This window comes from Xanthomonas hawaiiensis (assembly GCF_031834635.1).
GTDB lineage: Bacteria > Pseudomonadota > Gammaproteobacteria > Xanthomonadales > Xanthomonadaceae > Xanthomonas_A > Xanthomonas_A sacchari.
Map to the genome: position 1 here is coordinate 1,132,031 of NZ_CP115873.1, position 24,071 is coordinate 1,156,101.

Here is a 24,071-nt window from a genome sequence, read left to right on the forward strand (position 1 = left end):
CCCGTACCCTCATCCGCCCTCATGAGAAATCGGGTTGCACCAGGCTTCGCCCGTACCCTCATCCGCCCCTTCGGGGCACCTTCTCCCGGTGGGAGAAGGGATCCGTCTTCGCTTTTTTTCTACTGTAGCCAGCCATGAACAGCCACTACCGTAAATCCCTTCCGGGCACCGCGCTGGACTATTTCGACGCGCAGGCCGCAGTCGATGCGATCAGCCCGGGCGCCTATGCCGGCTTGCCGTATGTCTCGCGCGTGTTCGCCGAGAACCTGGTGCGCCGCTGCGATCCGGACCTGCTGCACGATGCCCTGCTGCAGCTGATCGAGCGCCGCCGCGACCTGGATTTCCCGTGGTTTCCGGCGCGGGTGGTGTGCCACGACATCCTCGGCCAGACCGCGCTGGTGGATCTGGCAGGCCTGCGCGATGCCATCGCCGAGCAGGGCGGCGACCCGGCCAAGGTCAATCCGGTGGTGCCGGTGCAGTTGATCGTCGACCACTCGCTGGCGGTGGAATGCGGCGGCGACGATCCGCAGGCCTTCGCCAAGAACCGCGCGATCGAGGATCGTCGCAACGAGGACCGCTTCCACTTCATCGACTGGAGCAAGCGCGCATTCCGCAACGTGGACGTGATCCCGCCGGGCAACGGCATCATGCACCAGATCAATCTGGAGAAGATGTCGCCGGTGATCTACGTGCACGACGGCGTCGCCTTCCCCGATACCTGCGTGGGCACCGACAGCCACACCCCGCACGTGGACGCGCTGGGCGTGATCGCGATCGGCGTCGGCGGGCTGGAAGCGGAGAGCGTGATGCTCGGTCGTGCCTCGTGGATGCGCCTGCCGGACATCGTCGGCGTCGAACTGAGCGGCCGGCTGCAACCCGGCATCACCGCCACCGACGTGGTGCTGGCGCTGACCGAGTTCCTGCGCCAGGAGCGCGTGGTCGGCGCGTATCTGGAATTCTTCGGCGAAGGTGCCGCGGCGCTGACCATCGGCGACCGCGCCACCATCTCCAACATGTGCCCGGAATACGGCGCCACCGCGGCGATGTTCTACATCGACCAGCAGACCCTCGACTACCTGCGCCTGACCGGGCGCGAGGAAGCGCAGGTGGCGCTGGTGGAGCAGTACGCGCGCACCACCGGGCTGTGGGCCGATGCGCTGGCCACCGCGCAGTACGAGCGCGTGCTGCGCTTCGACCTGTCGCAGGTAGTGCGCAACATGGCCGGCCCCAGCAACCCGCACAAGCGCGTGGCGACCACCGAGCTGGCCGCGCGCGGCATCGCCGACGCCACCAAGCTGGCCGCCGGCCAGGCCGAGCAGGCGCAGGGGCGCATGCCCGACGGCGCGGTGATCATCGCCGCCATCACCAGTTGCACGAACACCTCCAACCCGCGCAACGTCATCGCCGCCGGCCTGCTGGCGCGCAATGCACGCGCGCGCGGCCTGGCCCGCAAGCCGTGGGTGAAGACCTCGCTGGCGCCCGGATCCAAGGCGGTGCAGCTGTACCTGGAAGAGGCCGGTTTGCTGCCGGACCTGGAGGCGCTGGGCTTCGGCATCGTCGCCTTCGCCTGCACCACCTGCAACGGCATGAGCGGCGCGCTGGATCCGCGCATCCAGCAGGAGATCGTGGCGCGCGACCTGTACGCCACCGCGGTGCTGTCGGGCAACCGCAACTTCGACGGGCGCATCCATCCCTACGCCAAGCAGGCGTTCCTGGCCTCGCCGCCGCTGGTGATCGCCTACGCCATCGCCGGCACCGTCCGCTTCGATATCGAGAAGGACGTGCTGGGCACCGACGCCGACGGGCGCGAGGTGCGGCTGAAGGACATCTGGCCCAGCGACGCCGAGATCGATGCGGCGGTGCGGGCGGCGGTGAAGCCGGAGCAGTTTCGTCAGGTGTACGCACCGATGTTCAACGTGCGCGTGGAGCAGGGCGCGCCGGTGGCGCCGCTGTACGCCTGGCGCCCGCGCAGCACCTACATCCGCCGCCCGCCGTACTGGGAAGGCGCGCTGGCCGGCGAGCGCACGCTGCGCGGCATGCGCGCGCTGGCGGTGCTCGGCGACAACATCACCACCGATCACCTGTCGCCGTCCAACGCGATCCTGGCCGACAGCGCCGCCGGCGAATACCTGGCGCACATGGGCGTGCCGGAGGAGGACTTCAATTCCTACGCCACCCATCGCGGCGACCACCTCACCGCGCAGCGCGCCACCTTCGCCAACCCGAAGCTGATCAACGAAATGGCGGTGGTCGACGGCAAGGTGCAGCAGGGCTCGCTGACCCGGCTGGAGCCGGACGGGCAGGTGCTGCGCATGTGGGAAGCGATCGAGACCTACATGGCGCGCAAGCAGCCGCTGATCGTGATCGCCGGCGCCGACTACGGCCAGGGCTCCTCGCGCGACTGGGCGGCCAAGGGCGTGCGCCTGGCCGGGGTCGAGGCCATCGTCGCCGAAGGCTTCGAGCGCATCCACCGCACCAACCTGATCGGCATGGGCGTGCTGCCGCTGCAGTTCCTGCCGGGCACCACGCGCACCACCCTGGGCATCGACGGCAGCGAGACCTTCGACGTGGTCGGTGCGCGCACCCCGGGCGCCACGCTGACCCTGCGCATCGTGCGCAAGGATGGCGACGCGGTGGAGGTGCCGGTGCTGTGCCGCCTGGACAGCAATGAGGAAGTGTCCATCTACGAGGCCGGCGGTGTGCTGCAGCGCTTCGCCCAGGACTTCCTCGAGGACGCCCGCAGCGCCTGAACCGGCTGCCGCTGTCATCGGGCGCGTGCCATGCTGGCCGCGCCCGCCACCGCCGAGGAGACCGCCATGACCCCGTCCGCCACCACCACCGGGACCGTCCAGTTGCATCGCGTGCTGCGCGCGCCCGCCGAGCGCATCTACCGCGCCTTCCTGGAGCCGGCGGCGCTGGTCAAATGGCTGCCGCCGCACGGCTTCGTCGCCACCGTGCATGCGCTGGACGCGCGGGTGGGCGGCAGCTTCCGGATGAGTTTCACCAACCTCGGCACCGGCACCAGCAGCGCCTTCGGCGGCACCTACCTGGAATTGGTGCCCGGCCAGTTGATCCGACACACCGACCGCTTCGACAACCCGGACCTGCCCGGCGAGATGATCGTGACCGTGCGGCTGCGGCCGGTGGCCTGCGGCACCGCGCTGGAGATCGTGCAGGAGGGCATCCCGCCGCAGATCCCGGTGGAGTTCTGCCATCTCGGCTGGCAGGAGTCGCTGACCCTGCTGACGCAGCTGGTCGAACCCGAGATTCCCGATTCGCCCTGATCCGCCGTCTCTTCTTTTCGCACGCACCTGGAACCGCCATGGCCCACGCTCCGCAACTCCGCATCCCCGCCACCTACATGCGCGGTGGCACCTCCAAGGGCGTGTTCTTCCGCCTGCAGGACCTGCCCGCGGCGGCGCAGACGCCGGGCCCGGCGCGCGATGCGCTGCTGCAGCGGGTGATCGGCAGTCCCGATCCGTACGCCAAGCAGATCGACGGCATGGGTGGGGCCACCTCCAGCACCAGCAAGACCGTGATCGTGGCGCCGAGTACGCGCCCGGACCACGACGTGGACTATCTGTTCGGCCAAGTGGCGATCGAGCGTGCGTTCGTGGACTGGAGCGGCAACTGCGGCAACCTGTCGGCGGCGGTGGGGCCGTTCGCGATCGCCGCCGGGCTGGTCGATCCGGCGCGGATTCCGCGCGATGGCGTGGCCACGGTGCGGATCTGGCAGGCCAACATCGGCAAGACCATCGTCGCGCAGGTGCCGATGACCGACGGCGCGGTGCAGGAGACCGGCGATTTCGAGCTGGACGGGGTGACCTTCCCGGCGGCGGAGATCGCGCTGGAATTCCTCGACCCGGCGGCCGACGAGGACGGCGCCGGCGGTGCCATGTTCCCCACCGGCAATCTGGTCGACACGCTGGAGGTGCCGGGCGTCGGCACGTTTCAGGCGACCCTGATCAACGCCGGCATTCCCACCATCTTCCTGGAGGCGCAGGCGCTGGGGTATCAGGGCACCGAATTGCAGGACGCGATCAACGGCGATGCGCAGGCGCTGCAGCGCTTCGAAACCATCCGCGCGTACGGCGCGCTGCGCATGGGCCTGATCGCCACGCTTGAAGACGCGGCGACGCGCCAGCACACGCCCAAGGTCGCCTTCGTGGCGCCGCCGGCGGACTACACCGCCTCTAGCGGCAAGCCGGTGGCGGCCGCCGACATCGATCTGCTGGTGCGGGCGATGTCGATGGGCAAGCTGCACCACGCGATGATGGGCACCGCGGCGGTGGCGATCGGCACCGCCGCGGCGATCCCCGGCACCCTGGTCAACCGCGCCGCCGGCGGCGGCGAACGCACCGCGGTGCGCTTCGGCCACCCCTCGGGCACCTTGCGGGTCGGCGCCGAGGCGCGCCAGGCGGACGGCCAGTGGACCGTCACCAAGGCCTTGATGAGCCGCAGCGCGCGCGTGCTGATGGAAGGCTGGGTGCGCGTGCCGGCGACGCCGGCGGGCTGAGCCGGCAGGCCGTGCGGAGGCGCAAGTTCCGTCTGCCAACGGCGGCGGGACCGCTCAGCTGCAGTCCGCGTTGAGCGACGGGTAGGCCGTGTTGAGCAGCCATTTGCCGCTCGTGGCCTTCGAGTTGGCGTACCAGAAGCAGACCTTGACCGGCTTGAATTTGCGCCAGTTGCTGCAGATGCCGTCCCCGTCCGCGGAGGTGCAGGCCCATCCCGCGGTGATGCCGACACTGGCCGCATCGACGATGTCTTTCGCGCCGCCACCGGTGCCGCAGTCGGCGTGCTTGCCGGTCGTGGCCGCGGCCCACTTGCCGAAGGCGCCCTGGAACGTCGCCCAGTTGGCGAACGCCGATTTTCCGAGCTGACTCTGCGCGCCGCTGGGCGGCAGCGGCGTGGTGGCGTCCTGCATGTGCAGGCCGACATGCCCGCCAGTGCCGCCGGCGGCGCGATTGGCGGTGTCCGACGCGGTGCTGGCCACGATGTTGTCGACCGCGGTGCAGGTCTTGGCCTGGGCGGAACAGGTGAGCAGCGTCGCGCAGAGCACGGCGACGAGGGACAGGGATCGAGGTGTGAACATCGGAGTCTCTCCAGGGCAGCGCGGATGCGCGCTCTTCAGACGTCGGCAGCGGTCGCTGTGTGAAGCGGCGTGCAGGATGCGATGCGATTTCGTGCTGCCCGGTTGGGCTTGCTGTAGCGGCATGGCCGTGGATCGAGCATCGTCGCAGCGTGTTGCTGCCACCGGTGCTCCAACGCGGCCTGGAGCCGGAGGGCTTCGCGCGTCGGGACTGAAGTCCCTCCCCCAAGAACAGGCACGGCGCGCAGTCGCCGGCGGCGGCGGTGCATGGGGCTGCCGAGATGCCCTGTGGGAGGGACTTCAGTCCCGACGCGCCGAAAAGCGGCTGCCGCAATCCGAGGAGGAAAGCCGGCCGGAGCCGGCAGGCGATCCGCCCCCAGCCCCCGCTTCTGCCACTCCCGACTCCCCCAATCCCAAATCCCCGCCTTAGCAGGTGACGCCGGCCGCCGCAGGTTGTATATTTTGTGTTAATTATGCTGCGGCGCGGCAAGGACTCGGCGCGCTCCCGATTACGCCCACCCACCCCGGAGTTCCCATGTCTGCCAGTTGGTCGCTGCGCGCCAGTGCGCTTGCCGTTGCCGTCGTTTCCGCGCTTTCGTTCCCCGCCGCCGCCCAGCAGGCGGACAGCACCGACGGGGTCGCCCGTCTGGACACGATCAAGGTCACCGCCGAGCGCCGCGCCGAGGACTCCAAGGACGTGCCGGTGTCGGCCAGCGTGCTGCGCCCGGAATACCTGGACGCCATCGCCACCAGCGGTTCGGACGTGCGCGTGCTGGCCGGCAAGGCGCCCAGCCTCAACGTGGAGTCGTCCAACGGCCGCGTGTTCCCGCGCTTCTACATCCGCGGCTACGGCAACACCGACTTCAATACCTACGCCTCGCAGCCGGTGTCGCTGATCTATGACGACGTGGTCGCCGAGAACGCGTTCCTGAAGGGCTTCCCGATCTTCGACCTGCAGAGCCTGGAAGTGCTGCGCGGCCCGCAGGGCACGCTGTTCGGCCGCAACACCCCCGCCGGCGTCGTCAAGTTCAACTCGGTCAAGCCGACCATCGGCGCCAACGACGGCTACGCCAGCCTGTCCTACGGCACCTACGGCACCATGACCATGGAAACCGGCCTGAGCGTGGCCATGGGCGACAAGTGGGCCGCGCGCCTGTCGGCGCTGGGCCAGCGCCGCGGCGACTGGGTCGACAACACCATCGACAATCGCTCCTTCGAAGGCTACATGGACTCGGCGGTGCGCCTGCAGGTGCTGTTCCAGCCGGGCGAGGACTTCAGCGCGCTGTTCAACGCGCACGCGCGCCACCTCGACGGCACCGCGCGGCTGTTCCGCGCCAACATCTTCCAGCCGGGCACCAACCAGCTGGTCGCCGGCTTCGACCCGGACAAGGTGTCCATCGACGGCAAGAACACCCAGGAACTGCAGACCTACGGCGGCAGCGCCAACCTGACCTGGGACCTGGGCGACATCGTGCTGCACTCGATCACCGGCTACGAGGGCATCGGCAAGTACTACAGCCGCGGCGACATCGACGGCGGCTACGGCGCGGTGTTCGCGCCGCCGTCCGGCCCCGGGGTGATCCCGTTCCCGGTGGAGACCGCCGGCGGCATCAAGAACCTGGACCAGTACTCGCAGGAGCTGCGCGCCGAGTCGCAGTACGCCGGTCCGTTGAACTGGCAGGCCGGCCTGTACTACTTCAACGATTCGGTGGAAGGCGAGAACTACACCTACAACACCCTGGCCGGCGGCACCCTGGCCAGCTACCAGCTGACCCGCCAGCGCAACACCTCGTGGGCGGCGTTCGGCTCGCTGAACTACGCGGCCACCGAGCGCCTGAACCTGCGCGCCGGCATCCGCTACACCTACGACAAGAAGACTTTCGACGTGCTCGCGCTGGACCGCGTGACCCTGCAGCAGCCCTCCAGCGGCAGCACCGACAACTCCAAGGTCACCGGCGACTTCAGCGCCACCTACACCATCAACGACAACGTCAACGTCTACGGGCGCGCCGCCCGCGGTTTCCGCGGCGCCAGCTTCGGCGTGCCGTCGGCCACCGCGCCGCTGACCGTGGCCGCGCCGGAGACCGTGGACTCCTACGAGATCGGCATCAAGTCCGACCTGTTCGACAAGCGCGCGCGCCTGAGCTTCGACGTCTACGACTTCAAGGTGAAGAACCAGCAACTGACCGCGGTCGGCGGCGCGTCCAACGACGTGCGCCTGCTCAACGCCAAGGCCTCCAAGGCGCGCGGCGCCGAGTTCGACTTCGAAGCGCTGCTGACCCAGAACCTGCGCATGACCTTGGGCGGCGCCTACAACTGGACCCGCATCGAGGACCCGACCCTGTCGGTCGGCGTGTGCCGCACCTGCACCGTGACCGATCCGATCAACGCCTCCGGCCGCGCGCTGATCGACGGCAACGTGCTGCCGCAGGCGGCCAAGTGGATGGGCAACGCGACCCTGCGCTACGGCATCCCGGTCGGCGACGACGCCGAGTTCTTCTTCTTCACCGACTGGTCCTACCGCAGCGAGATCAACTTCTTCCTGTACGACTCGCGCGAGTTCGTCGGCCAGCCGCTGCTCGAGGGCGGCGCCAAGATCGGCTACAACTGGGGCGCCGGCGCGTACGAGGTCTCGGTGTTCTGCCGCAACTGCACCAACCAGATCCGCGCCACCGGTGCGATCGACTTCAACAACCTCACCGGCTTCATCAACGATCCGCGCATCGTCGGTGCGCAGTTCCGCGCCAACTTCTGATCGGCGGCACCGCTGTTGCACCACCGACCGCCGGCTATCATGCCGGCGGTTCTTTTTTGGGAGACGCGCATGCGCAATCTGATCCGGTGGGCGGCGCTGGCGCTGCTGGCCACAGCGTCCTTCGCTGCCGTGGCGGCGCGCCCCGCGGCCGCCGCGCCGCCGCAGGGCACGGGCGTGTCCACTGCGCCCGCGCAGAAAGTGATCGTCTCCACCGACGTCGGCGACGACATCGACGATGCGTTCGCGCTGGCGCTGCTGTTGCGCAGCCCGGAGCTGCAGGTGCTGGGCATCGCCTCGGCCTGGGGCGACACCGGCCTGCGCGCGCAACTGCTGCAGCGGCTGCTGCAGCAGGCCGGGCGCAACGACATTCCGCTGGCGATCGGGCAGCGCACCACCAGCACCATCCCCTTCAGCCAGGCACGCTGGGCAGCGAAGGGCACGCTGCCGCGCAAGGCGCCGGATGCGGCGCAGTTCATCCTGGACCAGGCGCGTCGCCATCCCGGCGAGGTCACCCTGCTGGTGCTCGGTCCGCTGACCGACGCGGCGCGCGCGCAGCAGCGCGATCCGGCCGGCTTCGCCCAGCTCAAGCAGGTGGTGCTGATGGGCGGCTCGGTGCGCGCGGGCTACGGCAAGTCGCGCTACCGTCCGCCGAATCCGCCGGCGGCCGAATACAACATCGCCGCCGACATCCCCGCCGCGCAGCGCGTGTTCGGCGCCGGCGTGCCGATCGTGATGCTGCCGCTGGACGCCACCCAGGTGACCCTGGAGGAGCCGGAGCGGGTGGCGCTATTCGCCCATGGCGAGCCGCTGACCGATGCGCTGGCGCAGCTTTACTACCAGTGGCGCGACACCGACCAGCCCTGGGCCAGCGCCACCCCGACCCTGTTCGACGTGGTGCCGGTGGCGCAGTTGCTCGACCCGGGCCTGTGCCCCACCGTGCCGCTGCGCATCGTGGTCGACGACAAGGGCTATACCCGTGAGACGCCGACGGCGGACGCGCCGGGGGCTGCGGCCAATGCGCAGGTGTGCCTGGCGCTGGACCGGCCGCGGCTGATCGCGCTGTACATGCAGCGGTTGCTGCGCTGACGTGTGGTCGCGACAAGCGGGGCAGTTGGCCGATCCGTTGCGCTGCAGTCGGGAATGAAGTCCCTCCCACATGAGCTCGCGCCGTGCGTGCCAACGGCAGGGCCATCGGATTGGCTTCCCTGTGGGAGGGACTTCAGCCCCGACGAGTGGAGCCATCGGCGCCTCCAGTGCCGTCGCGGTGGGACCGACGTCCCTCCCACATGACCTCGAGGCGAGGACGCGCGGGTACCCATCCAGGGGGTAGGAGCGGCTTCAGCCGCGACGGGCTTTCCCAAGGATGCCCGTCGCGGCTGAAGCCGCTCCTACGGGGCTCCACGGGATCGGTGGCATGGTTGCGGGAGGTGCTTCTGCACCGACGGCGGCCTGCCGCGCACGCGCCGACGGATGGCGCGTCTTCGCCCCTCCAGCCGTCGCGCCGGCGCTTTATACTCGCGCCACATTCACGGAGCGAACGCATGCACACGGATTCGAAGCGGCGCTGGGCGGGCCTGCGCGCGGGGTTGATGGGGACGTTCTTGCTGCTGGGCCTGGCGCTGGCGCTGGGCGGCTGCAAGCGCAACGAATCCGGGCAGTTGCCCGAGGCCAGCGGCGAGCCGGTGAAGGGGCAGAAGGAAGCGATGAAGGGCTTCGGCCTGGTCCGCGCCTATCCCGACCAGAAGGGCGACGGGCTGTCGCTGGCGCTGGAGTTCTCGCGGCCGCTGGTCGGCACCCAGGATTTCGACAAGCTGCTGCGCTTCGAGGAGAAGGTCGGCACCGACGAGAGCGCCTGGTCGCTGTCCGACGACGGCAAGACCCTGCGCTACCCCTACGTGGAGGCGGCCAAGGACTACACCGTGGTGATCTCGGCCGACCTGCTGGCCGCCGACGGCAGCCGCCTGGGCAAGCCGCTCAAGCAGAAGGTCTATACCGGCGAACTGACCCCGGCGGTCGGCTTCGCCTCGCAGGGCAGCGTGCTGCCGGCGCGCGAGAGCCGCGGCCTGCCGGTGGTCTCGCTCAACGTGCCGGAAGTGGACGTGGAGTTCATGCGGGTCAAGGACAGCGCGCTGCCGGCGTTCTTCGCCCAGTACCAGCGCGGCGGGCGCCGCGGCACCTGGGAACTGGACAGCGACTACGGCGACCACACGCCGATCTCGCAACTGGCCGACTCGGTCTATGCCAACCGCTTCGTGCTCGGCGGCGACAAGAACGAACGGGCGCTGACCTACCTGCCGATCCAGGAGATCAAGGAACTGCAGGCGCCCGGCCTGTACTTCGCGGTGCTGCGCCGCCCCGGCAAGTTCGAGAACGAGTACGACACCGCCTTCTTCACCGTCAGCGACATCGGCCTGCACGCGCGTGCCTACAAGGACAAGCTGTTCGTCCACACCGCCTCGCTGCAGAGCGGCGAGCCGCTGAAGAAGGTGGAGCTGCGCGTGCTCAACGCCGACGGCGAGCTGTTCCTGAAGGGCCAGACCGACGACAACGGCAACGCGCTGCTGAACTACACGCTCGATGCCGGCCAGGTGCTGGTGGCGCGCAGCGGCACCGACCTGTCGATGCTGCCGTTCAACCAGCCGGCGTTGGACCTGAGCGAGTTCGCGGTGGCCGGGCGCGAGAACGCCTGGTTCGACGTGTTCGCCTGGTCCGGCCGCGACCTGTACCGCCCCGGCGAGACCGTGCGGGTGTCGGCGCTGCTGCGCGACAACGACGGCAAGCCGGTGCCGACCACCGGCAAGGGCGCGCAGCCGGTGTTCCTGCGACTCAAGCAGCCCGACGGCAAGATCTTCCGCGAGACCCGGTTGCAGCCGGGCGAGCAGGGCTATTTCAGCTTCGAGCAGCTGATCCCCGCCGATGCGCCGACCGGGCGCTGGCAGGTGGAGTTCCGCACCGACCCGACCAGCAAGGAAGCGGTGCAGGGCATGACCCTGCGCATCGAGGAGTTCCTGCCCGAGCGCATGAAGCTGGACCTGGACAGCGCGCAGAAGACGCTCAAGCCGGGCGAGCCGTTCAAGCTGCAGGCCACCGCCGCCTACCTGTACGGCGCGCCGGCCGCAGGCAACCGCTTCACCGCCAAGCTGGCGGTGGCGGTCGAGCAGCATCCGGTGGAGGCGCTGCCGGGCTACTTCTTCGGCGACCCGACGCTGCAGTTGCCGCGCGAGGCCAAGGACGTGGTCGATACCGAGTTCGGTGCCGACGGCAAGCTCAGCGAGGACCTGGCGCTGCCCGACGAGGCCAAGCCGACCAGCACCATCGCCGCGCTGGTCTCGGCCAGCGTGTACGAGACCGGCGGCCGCACCGTCACCCGCACGCTCAAGCGCGTGCTGTGGCCGGCGCCGGCGCTGGTCGGCGTGCGCCCGCTGTTCGACGACAAGGACGGCGCCGACGCCAACGCCAATGCGCGCTTCGAACTGATGCGGGTGGATGCGCAGGGCAGGCCGCAGCCGGCCAAGGGCCTGAAGGTGACCCTGGTGCGTGAGCTGCGCGACTACCACTGGGCGTTCACCGACAACCGCTGGGACTATGACTTCACCCGCCGCTTCGAGAACAAGCAGACGCTCACCGTCGATGCCGGCGCCAGCGCCGCCAAGTTCGACTTCCCGGTGGAGTGGGGCGAGTACCGGGTGGACGTGTTCGACCCGGCCACCGGCCTGACCACGCGCTATCCGTTCCATGCCGGCTGGAGCTGGAACGACGACAACCGCGGCCTCGACGCGCGCCCGGACAAGGTCAAGCTGGCGCTGGACAAGACCGGCTACAAGGCCGGCGACACGCTCAAGGTCACCCTGACCCCGCCGCATGCCGGCCCCGGCCTGCTGATGGTCGAGAGCGACCGCATGCTGTACGTGCAGGACATCGACGTGAAGCCGGGCAGCCGCTTCGAGATCCCGGTGACCAAGGACTGGGAGCGCCACGACGTCTACGTCACCGCGCTGGTGTTCCGCGGCGGTTCGGCGCCGAGCAAGATCACCCCGGCGCGCGCGGTCGGCGTGGCCCACGTGCCGATGGACCGCAAGGCCCGGCGCGTGGCGGTGGGCCTGGTCGCGCCCAAGCAGATGCGGCCGGAGCAGCCGCTGCCGGTGACGGTGAGCGTGCCGGAACTGGCCGGCAAGCAGGCGCACGTGACCATCTCCGCGGTGGACGTGGGCATCCTCAACATCACCCGCTTCCCGGTGCCTGACGCCAACGCGCAGTTCTTCGCGCAGCGGCGCCTGGGCGTGGACGCCTACGACATCTACGGCCGGGTCATCGAGAGCTTCGAGGGCGGCACCGGCAAGCTGCGCTTCGGCGGCGACATGGCGCTGGCGGCGTTGCCGCAGGCCAAGCGCCCGACCGCACGCGTGCAGACCGTGGACCTGTTCTCCGGCCCGGTGCAGCTCGACGCCAAGGGCAACGCCCGCGTGCAGCTGCCGGTGCCGGACTTCAACGGCACCCTGCGCGTGTCGGCGCTGGTCTATTCGGACGAACGCTACGGCAACCGCGACGTGGAGACGCTGGTGCGCGCGCCGATCGTGGCCGAGGCCAGCATGCCGCGGGTGATGGCGCCGGGCGACCGCAGCACCGTGACCCTGGACGTGCAGAACTTCACCGGCCAGCCGGGCGAGTTCAAGGTGCGGGTGGATGGCGAAGGCCCGCTGGCGATCGCCGACAACGCGCGCAGCGCCAAGCTGGGCAAGGACGGCAAGGCCACCCTGAGCTTCCCGCTGGTGGCGCAGGAAGGCTATACGGTGGCCAAGGTGCGGGTGCGCGTGGAAGGCAACGGCTATGCCGCCGACCGCCGCTACGACCTGCCGGTGCGTGCGGCGTGGCCGTCGGTGCTGCGCACGCAGACCCGCGTGCTGGACACGCTAGCGCCGGTGACCCTGGGCGCCGGCGATGCCGAAGGCCTGATGGCCGGCTCGGTCAACGCGCGCATGCTGGTCAGCGCGTTGCCGCCGATCCCGTTCGCCAGCGCCCTGCAGGGCGCGTTGGAGTACCCCTACGGCTGCGCCGAGCAGACCACCAGCAAGGGCTACGCCGCGCTGCTGCTCGACGACGCCACCGCGCGCCTGCTCGGGGTCAAGGGCCTGGATGCGGCCACGCGCCGCGCGCGCATGGAAGGCGCGTTCGGGCGGCTGGCGTCGATGCAGGTCTCCAGCGGTCACTTCTCGATGTGGGGCGACGACGGCTACGTCAATCCGGGGCTGACCCCGTACATCGCCGAGTTCCTGCTCGACGCCAAGGACGCCGGCTTCGCGGTGCCCGACAACGTGCTGCAGAAGGCGTTGAACCGGCTCAGCGAGGACCTGCTGTCCGGCGGCAACAACTTCTACGGCCAGGACCGCCGCGAGAACCTGAAGTTCGCCAACCAGGCCTGGTCCGGCTACGTGCTGGCGCGGGTCAATCGTGCGCCGCTGGGCACGCTGCGCGCGCTGTACGACAACGACCGCAGCAAGGCGCTGACCGGCCTGTCGCTGGTGCACCTGGGCGTGGCGCTGTCGCTGCAGGGCGACAAGAAGCGCGGCGAGGCGGCGATCGCCGCCGGTTTCGCCAAGGACAGCGCCGACCGGCCGCGCTACTTCGGCGACTACGGCAGCGTGGTCCGCGACGACGCGCTGATGGTCGCGCTGCTGCACGAGCGCGGCCTGGCCAAGCCCGAGTACGACGCGCGGGTGATGGCGCTGGGCCGCGAGCTGGACGCGCGCCGCCGTGGCGGCTGGCTGTGGCTGAGCACGCAGGAGCAAGTGGCGCTGGCGCGCATGGGCAAGGCGCTGCTCAACAGCCAGACCGCGCAGGTGTCCGGGCAGTTGAGCATCGGCGACAGCAGCGAGGCGATCGCCCCGGCCAAGGCCTTCGGCCGCCAGTTCGGTGAGGCCGAGCTGGCGCGCGGCGTGCACTTCGTGCCGCAGGGCCAGCCGCCGCTGTACGCCAGCCTGGAAATCGCCGGCGTGCCGCGCACCCCGCCGGCGGCCGACGACAGCACGCTGAAGGTGGAGCGCAGCTTCTACGGCACCGACGGCAAGCCGTGGACGCCGCAGCCGCTGAAGGAAGGCGAGGCGCTGATCGTGCGCGTCACCATCACCTCCGACACCAGCATGCCCGACGCGCTGCTGACCGACCTGCTGCCGGCCGGCCTGGAGATCGAGAACTTCAACCTGGGCGACGCCAAGCAGTGGGCCGACGTGGTGGTGGACGGCATCGAGATCAGCGACCGTTCCAACGCCGCCGACGTCAAGCACGAGGAGTTCCGCGACGACCGCTATGTGGCGGCGCTGAGCCTGTCGGCGGGCAGCAAGGCGCAGGTGTTCTACCTGGTGCGCGCGGTGACTCCGGGCACCTACACGGTGCCGCCGTCGCTGGTCGAGGACATGTACCGCCCCGACCTGCGCGGGGTGGGGCGCAGCAACCCCGGCACGATCAACGTCGTACAGTCCTGACGCCCCTCTCCCCCAGGGAGAGGGGCGGGGGTGAGGGTCCGACCGCCAGGGGCGCCTAACAGCAACGCCGCACCAACCTCCCCTCTCCCCCCCGGGAGAGGGGCCGGGGGTGAGGGTCCGACCGCCAGGGAACCCCACCAGCAACGCCGCACCAAACTCCCTCCAGGGGCTGGGGGTGAGGGTGCGCCGGCCAGCAATGTCAGCCAGAAGGGACGGCTACCATGACCGCCGCACCCATCGCGCCGTCGCCACCGCACGCCTGGTCCGCCGCTGCGTCCCCCTCTCGTTCCTGGAGCCTGTCATGCCCGCATCCTCCCCGCCTGCCGCACCCCACCTGGACACCGTGGTGTTCGATCTCGGCGGCGTCCTGATCGACTGGAACCCACGCCACCTGTACCGCCACCTGTTCGACGACGAGGCGGCGATGGAAACCTTCCTGCGCGAGGTCTGCAGCCCGCAGTGGAACGAGCGCCAGGACGCCGGACGGCCGTGGCACGACGCGGTGGCCGAACTGAGCGCGCTGCATCCGGCGCATGCGCCGATGATCGCGGCCTACCACGCGCGTTGGCCGGAGATGCTGGGCGGGGCGCTGGACGCCACGGTGGCGGTGCTGGACGAATTGCGCGGGCGCGGCGTGCGGCTGTACGCGTTGACCAACTGGTCGCACGAGACCTTCCCGATCGCGCGCGAACGCTATCCGTTCCTGCAGTGGTTCGAAGGCATGCTGGTGTCGGGCGAGGAGCGCCTGGTCAAGCCGGATCCGGCGATCTTCGCGCTGCTGTGCGAACGCTATGCGATCGAACCGGCGCGTGCGGTGTTCATCGACGACGCGCCGCGCAACGTGCACGCCGCGGCCGCCACCGGCATGCACGCGCTGCAGTTCCGCGACGCCGCCACCCTGCGCGAGGACCTGGCCGCGCTGGGCCTGCTGCCGCCGCGCGCGCCAGCGCCCTGATCCGCCCCCGCCGCGCCGTGGCCAGCGCCGCGCCCTGGCGATCACGGTGCGGGCGCCGTTGCGCCGCAGCGATGCCATGGGCTGCGAACCGCGCCCTGCGCGCGGCCGGCCGTTCGCCGATGCCGGATGAAGACGTCATGGTCACCGTCGGACGGGCGGTGTCGCCAGGCTTTCCGCTGGCCGCCATCGCTCCGTCATATCCCTGGGATTAAATAACGAACTTTAAGTTACTTAATTCGGTCAACCAGGGGACATCGCCATGCAACCACTCACCCATCGGCGCCGCGCGCTGATCGTCTGCGCGCTCGCCGCCAGCTGCCAGGCCGCGCTGGCGCAGGACGCCGCGTCCACCACGGCGACGCTCGCCGCCGACGCCAGCGCTGCCGCCGCCACCGCACCGGCCGTGGGCGCCACCGCGCCCGAGACCGCGCCGAACGATCCCGCCAGCGACGACGGCACCACCACGCTGTCCAGCGTGCAGGTCACCGGCGTGCGCAAGGCCAATGCCGCCGCGATCGAGAGCAAGCGCGCGGCCACCAACATCACCGACGTGGTCAGTTCCACCGACGTGCGTGCGCTGCCGGACACCACCATCGTCGAGGCGCTGCGCCGCATCCCCGGCCTGTCGGTGCTGCCGGCCACCGACAACGAGCACCCGCGCGACGAAGCCGCCACCCCGGTGCTGCGCGGCCTCGGCCCGTCCTACAACAACGTCACCATCGACGGCCTGACGGTGGCCTCGCCGGGCACGCCCAACGGCACGCTCGGCTCGATCACCCGCGGCGTGCGCCTGGACATCCTGCCGGCCTCGATGGTCAGCGAGCTGCAGGTCATCAAGACCTTCACCCCGGACCTGGACCCGAACGCCACCGGCGGCGCGATCAACCTCAAGACCCGCAGCGCGTTCGAGAACGGCGGCAAGCCGTTCTTCACCGCCGAGGCCTCGCTGGGCCATGCCAACGACGTCGGCAAGCCGCGCGACCAGGACGACCCGGGCTACCGCCTGCTGGCCACCGGCAGCCGCACCTTCGGCAGCGAAGGCCAGTACGGCCTGACCCTGTCCGGCAACTACCAGACGCTGAGCAGCTACACCGAAACCCACATGACCACCGACACGGTGCACTACGGGTTCTACGACAACAGCGGCGTACTGCAGAGCGGCACCAACCTGGGCAACGGCTGGGCCGTGCCGCAGCAGGACAAGTACTGGTACGTGATGGACAAGCGCGACCGCTACGGTCTCACCGGCAAGTTCGAGGCACGGTTGAGCGAATCCCTGCAGGCCTACGCCATGGCCGGCTACTACTACTTCCGCGACAACATGGAGCGCAACGAGATCATCCTCGATCCGCGCAACCGCAACCGCGTCTACAACCAGACCGCCACCAGCGGCACCTACCCGGTCGGCGACGTGGAAGTGGGCTACTCCAACCAGATCACCACCACCCGCACCAAGCTCGGCCAGACCGGCTTCGAATGGCGCCCGGACGACCGGCAGGTGCTGTCGGCGCGCGCGTCCTGGTCCGATGCCACCTATGCCGAGCCGATCAAGATGATCAAGTACGTCACCGGCGCGCAGCGCCCGGCGGCGGTGCCCACCGGGCAGACCGGGCCCGGCGTCACCGTGGTGCCGACGGCCGCGTACGGGTTCAACTACGACACCTCAGCGCTCAACCAGCGCTTCCCGATGTCGGCGCAGTCGTACTACAACTACGACAACTACAGCCTGCTGTACTGGCGCCCCGACTACCAGCGCAATGCGCGCGACAAGGTGCTCACCGGGCGCCTGGACTACGCCTTCAACCGCGGCGAAATGGACCGCGGCTTCGGCTTCGGCAGCGGCCTCAGCTACACCCGCGACGAGCCCGGCTTCGACATCTACCGCGTGGAATACCAGCCCAACCGCAGCGCGCCGCCGCTGAAGATCGCCGACGTGCTGGCGCCGTCCAACGCGCCGATGCGCTACCTGGGCCTGAACCTGATCGCGATCGATCCGGACAAGGCCAACCAGATCCTCAGCGCCACCCCGCTGAGCGCGTTCAACCGCACCGACCAGAGCGCCTTCAGCAACCAGGACAACTTCAGCCACCGCGAGGAGATCTTCGGCGCCTACGGCCTGGTCGGCTATCGTACCGACGATTTCGATATGGAAGCCGGCCTGCACTACGACCATACCGACCAGTCCACCGTCGGCCGCCAGCGGCAACTGGACGCGGCCACCGGCAGCTACGTCTACGTCGATGCGCCCACCGAGTCGCGCTATGTCAAGGTGTTGCCGTCGGCGGTGATGACCTACCACGTCAACGACCGCCTGGACCTGCGCGCCGGCGCCAGCCGCACGCTCGGCCGTCCGCCCTACGACGCCTACGCCGCGCGCACCTCGATCGGCTTCGTCAACAGCAGCGACATGGGCAATCCCAACGCGCAGGGCGTGACCGTCACCATCGGCAACCCCGACATCAAGCCGCGCGTGTCCACCAACCTCGATCTGTCGCTGGAGTGGCGCCTGCCCGACGATTTCGACGGCATGCTCGCCGCGGCGCTGTTCGACAAGCGCATCCAGGACGAGATCTTCACCCTCTCGCGCACCGACCAGTTCAGCTTCAACGGCACCACCTATTCCAACGTGCTGATCAGCACCCCAGCCAACGCCGCCAAGGCGCACGTGCGCGGCCTGGAATTGAGCGCGGTGTTCAACACCTTGTTCCCGGGCGTGCCGGCGCTGTCCGGCCTGGGCGCCAGCGCCAACCTGGCCCTGCTCGATGGCGGCATGGACGTGCCGTTCACCAGCGGCAGCGCGCCCAACCTGGTGCAGAGCCAGCGCACCGTCGATCGCCTGGTCGGGCAGCCGGACTACACCGCCAACGCCTCGCTGTTCTACACCGTCGGTGGCGTGGAACTGCGTGCGGCCTACAACCGCCAGGGCAAGGCGCTGCGCGCCATCGTCAGCAACATCGCCTGGCAGGACCTGTACTGGGCGCCGCGCTCGCAGCTGGACCTGTCGGCGACCTGGGCGGTGAGCAAGCAGCTCAGCGTGGTCGGCCAGATCAGCAATGTCACCCACAGCCGCCTCACCAGCCTCACCGGCCCCGGCGAGAACCTGCTGAAGGACAGCTATTCGATGCCGACCACCTACTGGCTCGGCCTGCGCTTCACCCCGTCGCTGTGACCGTTGCCGGAGACCTTCCATGAATCTGCTTTTCTCGCGCGGTGTCGTCATTGCCGCGCTGCTGACCGCGACGGCCCCGGCCGTCGCCGCCATCGCCCCGATCCAGGCGCGCCTGGCCAATCCCGACGGCGGCATCTTCGTCGTCGCCCACCGCGGCTGCCACAACCCCGCGCCTGCGCACGGCTTTCCCGGACACGCACCGGAGAACTCGCTGCTGGGCCTGGAGCGCTGCGTGGCGCTGGGCGTGGACATGCTGGAAACCGACATCCGCCGCGCCGGCGACGGCACCCTGGTGATGTTCCATGACGCTACCGTCGACCGCACCACCGACGGCACCGGCAAGGTCGCCGAACTGACCTGGCCGCAACTGGCGCGGCTGCGCCTGCGCGACGACGAGGGCGGCGCCGATGCGCCGCTCACCGATCAGCATCCGCTGACCCTGCAGCAGATGTTGGCCGCGGCCAAGGGCCGGATCATGCTCAACCTCGACGTCAAGGCGCCGATCTACGCCGAGGTGGTCGACGCGGTGCGCCGCGCCGGCATGGAGCGCCAGGTGGTGGTCAAGACCGAGGTCGGCGTCGCCAGCCAGGACCTGGCCTCGATGCCGCCGTTCGACCGGATCAACTTCACCCCGGTACTGCTCAACCCGCCCGGCACCGACGACCTGGTGCAGACCGTGCGCACCCAGACCGACGGCAAGGTGGTGCCGGTGGCGATCGAACTGCCGCGGATGCGCCTGGCCCAGTTACCGGCAGTGGCGGCCTTGGCCAGGCAGCGGCACGTGCGGCTGCTGGTCAACACGCTGTGGGAGGGCTTCGTCGCCGACGTCGGCGGCGATGCCGATGCGGTGCGCGATCCGGAGGCGGTGTGGGGGCGGCTGTACCGCGCCGGCATCGGCGCGTTCCAGACCGACGAACCGGAAGCGCTGCTGCGCTATCGCGCGTCGCTGGAAACGCCCTGACCCGCGCCCGGCCGCGCCACTGTCCGGAATCGGTCGGTGCGCGACCGCTTGCGGACGCCGCGATCGCAGGCGTCGCGATCGCGTCATAAGTAATTCAATGCGTTAGCGCGGTTCGACGATTGGCATGCCGCCTGCTGCACAGCAGGCATGGATATCGCGAAATCACCGAACCGTTCGTTCTGGCGCCAGCGACGCCGCTGGCTGGTGGCGGCAGCCGTCTGCGTGGTGCTGCTGGGCGTGGCGCTGCTCGGCAGCGGCCGCGCCGCACCGCGGGTGGCACGCAGCGAATTGTGGATCGATGCGGCCACGCGCGGCGAGATGCGTCGCGAGGTCCGCGCCAACGGCGTGCTGGTGCCGAGGCAGATCCGCTGGATCACCGCAGGGGCGCCAGCCACCGTGCAACAGCAACTGGTCGAGGCCGGCGCGCGCGTGCAGGCCGAGACGCCGCTGCTGCAATTGGCCAATCCCGAACTGGAGGCCGGCCTGGACCGCGCCCGTGCCGCGCTGGTCGCCGCCGATGCCGACCTTGCCGCACTGCACGCCGCGCTGGCCTCGCAACTGCTCGACCAGCAGGCCCTGCAGGCGCAGGCCGAGTCCGAGTTGCAGATCGCGCAGATCAAGGCCAAGGCCTACCAGCGCGGCCACGATGGCGGCGCGATCTCAGATATCGACCTGACCCAGAGCCAGATCGTCGAAGCGCAGCAACGCGGACGTGCCGACATCGAACGCAAACGCGTCGCCGCATTCCGGCAGAACATGGCTGCGCAGCTGCGCGCGGCACAGGCACGGCGCGAGCAGGCCGCCAGTGCGCTGGCCATCGCCACGCAACAGGCTGACTCGCTGCAGGTGCGCGCCGGCAGCGACGGCATCCTGCAGCAGGTGGACGTGGAGCCGGGCCAGCGCGTCGAGGCCGGCGCCAAGCTGGCGCGGGTGGCGCGCCCGGACGATCTGCTGGCACGCCTGCAGGTGCCCGAAGTTCTGGCCAAGGATGTGATCGAAGGCCTGCCGGTGGCCGTGGACACGCACAATGGTGTGGTCAGCGGGCAAGTGGCGCGGATCGATCCGGCGGTGCGCAGCGGCAGCGTGGTGGTCGATGTGCGGCTGACGCCGCCGTTGCCGCCCGGCGTGCGCCCAGACCTGTCGGTGGACGGTCGCATCGTGCTCGGCACGCTGCGCGACGTGGTCAGCATCCCGCGCCCGGCGCTGGCCGTTCCCAACGCCGCCGGCAGCCTGTTCGTGCTGCGTGACGGCGGCGATACCGCGCAGCGCATCCGCGTGCGCTTTGGCGCCGCCTCCAGCGACCGCATCGAAGTCCGTGCCGGCCTGCGCGCCGGCGACCGTGTCGTGCTGTCCGATACCAGCCAGTGGAATGCTGACGCCACTTTGCGCTTACGCTAGCTTCACCAGGAGACATCCCGTATGACCACAGTTCAGTCACCTTCCGCCACGCCACTGATCCACCTGCACGGGCTCACCAAGGTCTTCCATACGGAGGAAGTAGAGACCCATGCCCTGGCCGAGATAGCACTGGACGTGGCGCCTGGCGATTTCATCGCCATCACCGGCCCGTCCGGCTGTGGCAAGTCGACCCTGCTATCGATCCTGGGCCTGCTCGATGCACCTAGTGGCGGCACCTACCGGCTCAACGGCCGCAGCGTCGCCGAACTGGACACCGTCGGCCGCGCGCGCATCCGCAACGCCGAGATCGGCTTCATCTTCCAGGCCTTCAACCTGATCGCCGACCTTACCGTGGAAGAAAACGTGGCGCTGCCGCTGACCTACCGCGAGGGCGCCCAGCGCGGCCAGATCCGCCAGCGCGTGCGCGAGGTGCTGGAACTGGTCGGCATGCAGCATCGCCACAAGCACTATCCGGGGCAGTTGTCCGGCGGCCAGCAGCAACGCGTTGCTGTGGCGCGCGCACTGGCCGGAAACCCGGCGATCCTGCTCGCCGACGAGCCTACCGGCAACCTGGACAGCCGCAACGGCGAGGCGGTGATGCAGTTGCTCGAACAACTGCACGACAACGGCACCACCTTGTGCATGGTCACCCACGACCCGGCGTTCGCGCGGCGCGCGCAGCGCATCGTGCACATGCTCGACGGCCGCATCGTCGACGAGGATACCTTCGAGCGGCTGCGCCACGAGCAGGATGTAGCGTTGCCAGTGCGCGCCGCGGGGCCGGCACGATGAGTGCCGCCATCCATTGGGTCGAGACCCGGCAATCCTGGCGCGCGTTGGCACGCAAGCCAGGCTATCTGCTGCTGGCGGTGCTGACCCTGGCGCTAGGCGTAGCCACCACCACCGCGGTGTTCGCGTTGCTCGACCAGGCCTTGCTGAAACCATTGCCGTTTCCACAGCCGGAGCGGCTTGTCACTCTCGGCCTGTCCAGCGACCCAGGCAGTAACGTCGCTGCGCCGGGTTACTATCCGGTGCTACAACGCATGTCGAGCCTTCAGTCGATCGGCATTCTGCGCGCGTTCCCAGTGCCCACCAACATCGCTCGCGATGACGCCAGCGAGGTGGTCGCATCGATCAGCGCAGATGCAGGCGTCCTGCGCACGCTTGGCTTGCCGATGGCGGTGGGGCGTAACTTCAGCGATGAGGAAAGCCAGCCCGGTGGGCCGCAGGCGGTGATCCTCAGCCATCGCTTCTGGCAGCGCTATTTCGGCGGCGATCCGACGGCGGTGGGGCGTACCCTGCAGGTGGAAGGCAAGCCGGTGCAGATCGTCGGCGTGCTGCCGGCGGAGTTTCCCTGGGCCGAACCGTTCGACATTATGCGCAACATGCAACCGGACCTGACGGCGACCAACCTATCCACCAACGAGATCATATTGGCGCGTTTGCGCCCTGGGGTCAGCGTTGCCGAGGCCTCCGCGCAGACCGCAGCGGTGCTCAAGGCGCTGCTGCGCAACAGCCCGCACATGGACGCTTCGTGGTGGGAGTCGCTGCAGCAGCGGCCGCCCAATGCGCTGCCATTGCAGGGCAGCCTGTACGACTCCAACAGCGGCAACACGCTATGGCTGTTCTTCGCCGCGGCCGCCTGCGTGCTGCTGATCGCCGCGATCAACCTGACCAGCCTGATGCTGCTGCGCGCGCTCGGGCGTAGCCACGACAGCGCGGTACGCGCCGCGCTGGGCGCTTCGTGGCTGCGGTTGAGCCTGCCGGCGCTGGCCGAAGGCGTGCTGATCGGCGCGCTCGGCAGCCTGGCCGGGCTGGCGCTGGCCTGGTTGGGCCTGCGCCTGCTCGGCGGCTGGGTGCCGCTGATGTGGATGCGCGGCGAGGCCGCACACCTGACCGGGGCCAGTGCGCTGTTCGCGCTGCTCGCCGGTGGCGCGACGGCGCTGTTGGCCGCAGCGCTGGGCATCGTCCGCGGTCGCCGCCGCAACCTGGTGGTGGAACTGGCCGGCGGTGGGCGCGGTGGCTGGAGCCTGCAGGCCGGCCGCCTCGGCCGCAGCTTGGTGATCGCGCAGGTGGCGATCGCCGTGGTGCTGCTGATCGGCGCGGCCCTGTTCACCCGCACCCTGCAGAAGCTGGCGGAGGTGCCGATGGGCTTCGAGACTCGCTCTGCGGTGGTGTTCACTCTGGCGCCGGTGAAGGAGCGCTATGCGACCGCCGCCGATGCGGTGGAGCAGACCCGGCGTATCATCGCGCGGTTGCAGCAGGTGCCGGGCATCGAGCGCGTGGGAGTGTCGACCAATCCGCCGACGGCGACGCGGCTGAGCTGGAGCGTGGAGGTCAACGGTGCACCCTCCGTCGATACCCAGTACCGGCTGGCCACGCCGCAATTCCTGGACGTGTTCCGCGTTCCTTTGCTAGCCGGACGCGGCATCGCTGACAACGACGTGGCCGGGGCGGAACGGATCTGCGTGGTCAGCGCCAGCTTCGCCGCGCGCTACCTGCAAGGACAGGCACTCGGCAAGAGCATCACTGTGCCCGACGACGGCGGCAACCAGCGCTTGTCGATGCGCGTGGTCGGCGTGGTCGGCGACGTGCGCCACACCAGCCCGGCCGAGCCGCCGGAGCCGACGGTGTACCAGCCGCTGGCGCAGATGAGCGAGCCGATGTGGCAGATCATCCGCGGTTTCGGCGCGCTGACCTACGCGGTGCATCTGCGGGCCGGCGCACTGGGTGCCGACGAGCGTGCGCTGCGTGCGGCGATCGACGAAGTGGCGCCGCAGCAGCCGATCGCCGATCTGCAGCCGATGCAGGCGCTGGTCGCCAGCACCACCGGCGAACAGAAGCTCAACCTGCTGCTGGTCGGGCTGTTCGCTGGGCTGGCGCTGCTGCTGGCCGCGGTCGGGCTGTACGCGGTGATGGCGGTGGCGGTGGCCGCGCGCCAGCACGAGTTCGGCGTGCGCGCCGCGCTCGGCGCACCCCCGGCGCGGTTGCGGCGACAGGTGCTGGGCGAGGCCGGCGTGCAGATCGGCGTGGGCCTGCTGCTGGGCCTGGGCCTGGCGATGGCGCTGTCGCGGCTGCTGCAGCGGTACTTGTTCGACGTGCGCGTGGCCGACCCTCTGGCGATCGGCGCGGTCCTGCTGGTGCTGGCCGCGGCCGGCCTGCTCGCCGCGCTGGCGCCGGCGCGGCGCGCGGCGCGGGTGCCGCCGATGCAGGCCTTGCGCGCCGAATGATCCGCGTCGCGTCCCCATACGAAGGCGCTCGACGA

13 protein-coding genes are annotated in these 24,071 nt (G+C 69.8%); 12 read left to right on the forward strand and 1 reads right to left on the reverse strand.

The genetic code is table 11. The features are described 5' to 3' along the window. Window positions 1-134: 134 nt before the first annotated feature. The 3 genes from acnD to prpF are packed head-to-tail and all read left to right on the forward strand — an operon-like array spanning window position 135 to window position 4,516. Window positions 135-2,750, forward strand: a complete 2,616-nt coding sequence (acnD, locus tag PG878_RS05070; RefSeq protein ID WP_209032031.1) for a Fe/S-dependent 2-methylisocitrate dehydratase AcnD — start codon at window positions 135-137, stop codon at window positions 2,748-2,750. Between the two features lie 30 nt (window positions 2,751-2,780). Next, window positions 2,781-3,284, forward strand: coding sequence for an SRPBCC family protein (locus PG878_RS05075; protein WP_209032032.1), 504 nt, complete (start codon window positions 2,781-2,783; stop codon window positions 3,282-3,284). 38 nt (window positions 3,285-3,322) lie between these two features. After that, window positions 3,323-4,516 (forward strand): 2-methylaconitate cis-trans isomerase PrpF, encoded by a 1,194-nt coding sequence (gene prpF, locus PG878_RS05080; RefSeq protein ID WP_209032033.1) that lies wholly within the window; start codon window positions 3,323-3,325, stop codon window positions 4,514-4,516. A gap of 54 nt (window positions 4,517-4,570) precedes the next feature. Here the strand turns inward: prpF and PG878_RS05085 are convergent, their stop codons facing one another. Then, window positions 4,571-5,215 (reverse strand): hypothetical protein, encoded by a 645-nt coding sequence (locus PG878_RS05085; protein WP_244663485.1) that lies wholly within the window; start codon window positions 5,213-5,215, stop codon window positions 4,571-4,573. Window positions 5,216-5,624: 409 nt separating this feature from the next. On the opposite strand from PG878_RS05085, the gene PG878_RS05090 reads away from it, so the two are divergent. From PG878_RS05090 to PG878_RS05130, 9 genes are all read left to right on the forward strand, one after another. Next, window positions 5,625-7,844 carry a TonB-dependent receptor gene (locus tag PG878_RS05090; protein ID WP_209032034.1) on the forward strand — a complete coding sequence of 740 codons (2,220 nt, stop codon included), beginning with the start codon at window positions 5,625-5,627 and terminating at the stop codon, window positions 7,842-7,844. Between the two features lie 69 nt (window positions 7,845-7,913). Beyond that, on the forward strand, window positions 7,914-8,930 hold the full coding sequence (locus tag PG878_RS05095; protein WP_209032035.1) for a nucleoside hydrolase: 1,017 nt from the start codon (window positions 7,914-7,916) through the stop codon (window positions 8,928-8,930). Between the two features lie 503 nt (window positions 8,931-9,433). Beyond that, a complete protein-coding gene (locus PG878_RS05100; RefSeq protein ID WP_209032057.1) occupies window positions 9,434-14,323 on the forward strand; it encodes an alpha-2-macroglobulin family protein in 4,890 nt (1,629 codons plus the stop codon). Window positions 14,324-14,624: 301 nt separating this feature from the next. Beyond that, window positions 14,625-15,278: an HAD family hydrolase gene (locus PG878_RS05105; protein WP_209032036.1), complete on the forward strand. Its 654-nt coding sequence runs from the start codon at window positions 14,625-14,627 to the stop codon at window positions 15,276-15,278. A 259-nt stretch (window positions 15,279-15,537) separates the two neighbouring features. Then, the gene (locus PG878_RS05110) at window positions 15,538-18,447 is read left to right on the forward strand and encodes a TonB-dependent receptor (protein WP_209032037.1); all 2,910 of its coding nucleotides are present in this window, start codon (window positions 15,538-15,540) and stop codon (window positions 18,445-18,447) included. A 19-nt stretch (window positions 18,448-18,466) separates the two neighbouring features. Then, entirely contained in the window at window positions 18,467-19,408 is a 942-nt protein-coding gene (locus PG878_RS05115; RefSeq protein ID WP_209032038.1) for a glycerophosphodiester phosphodiesterase family protein, read from the forward strand. Between the two features lie 147 nt (window positions 19,409-19,555). After that, complete coding sequence (locus PG878_RS05120; RefSeq protein WP_209032039.1) at window positions 19,556-20,806, forward strand: efflux RND transporter periplasmic adaptor subunit; 1,251 nt, start codon at window positions 19,556-19,558, stop codon at window positions 20,804-20,806. A gap of 21 nt (window positions 20,807-20,827) precedes the next feature. Then, window positions 20,828-21,598, forward strand: a complete 771-nt coding sequence (locus PG878_RS05125; RefSeq protein WP_209032040.1) for an ABC transporter ATP-binding protein — start codon at window positions 20,828-20,830, stop codon at window positions 21,596-21,598. Beyond that, the gene (locus PG878_RS05130; protein ID WP_209032041.1) at window positions 21,595-24,036 is read left to right on the forward strand and encodes an ADOP family duplicated permease; all 2,442 of its coding nucleotides are present in this window, start codon (window positions 21,595-21,597) and stop codon (window positions 24,034-24,036) included. The genes PG878_RS05125 and PG878_RS05130 overlap by 4 nt, the downstream gene beginning before the upstream one ends. Window positions 24,037-24,071 lie beyond the last annotated feature (35 nt).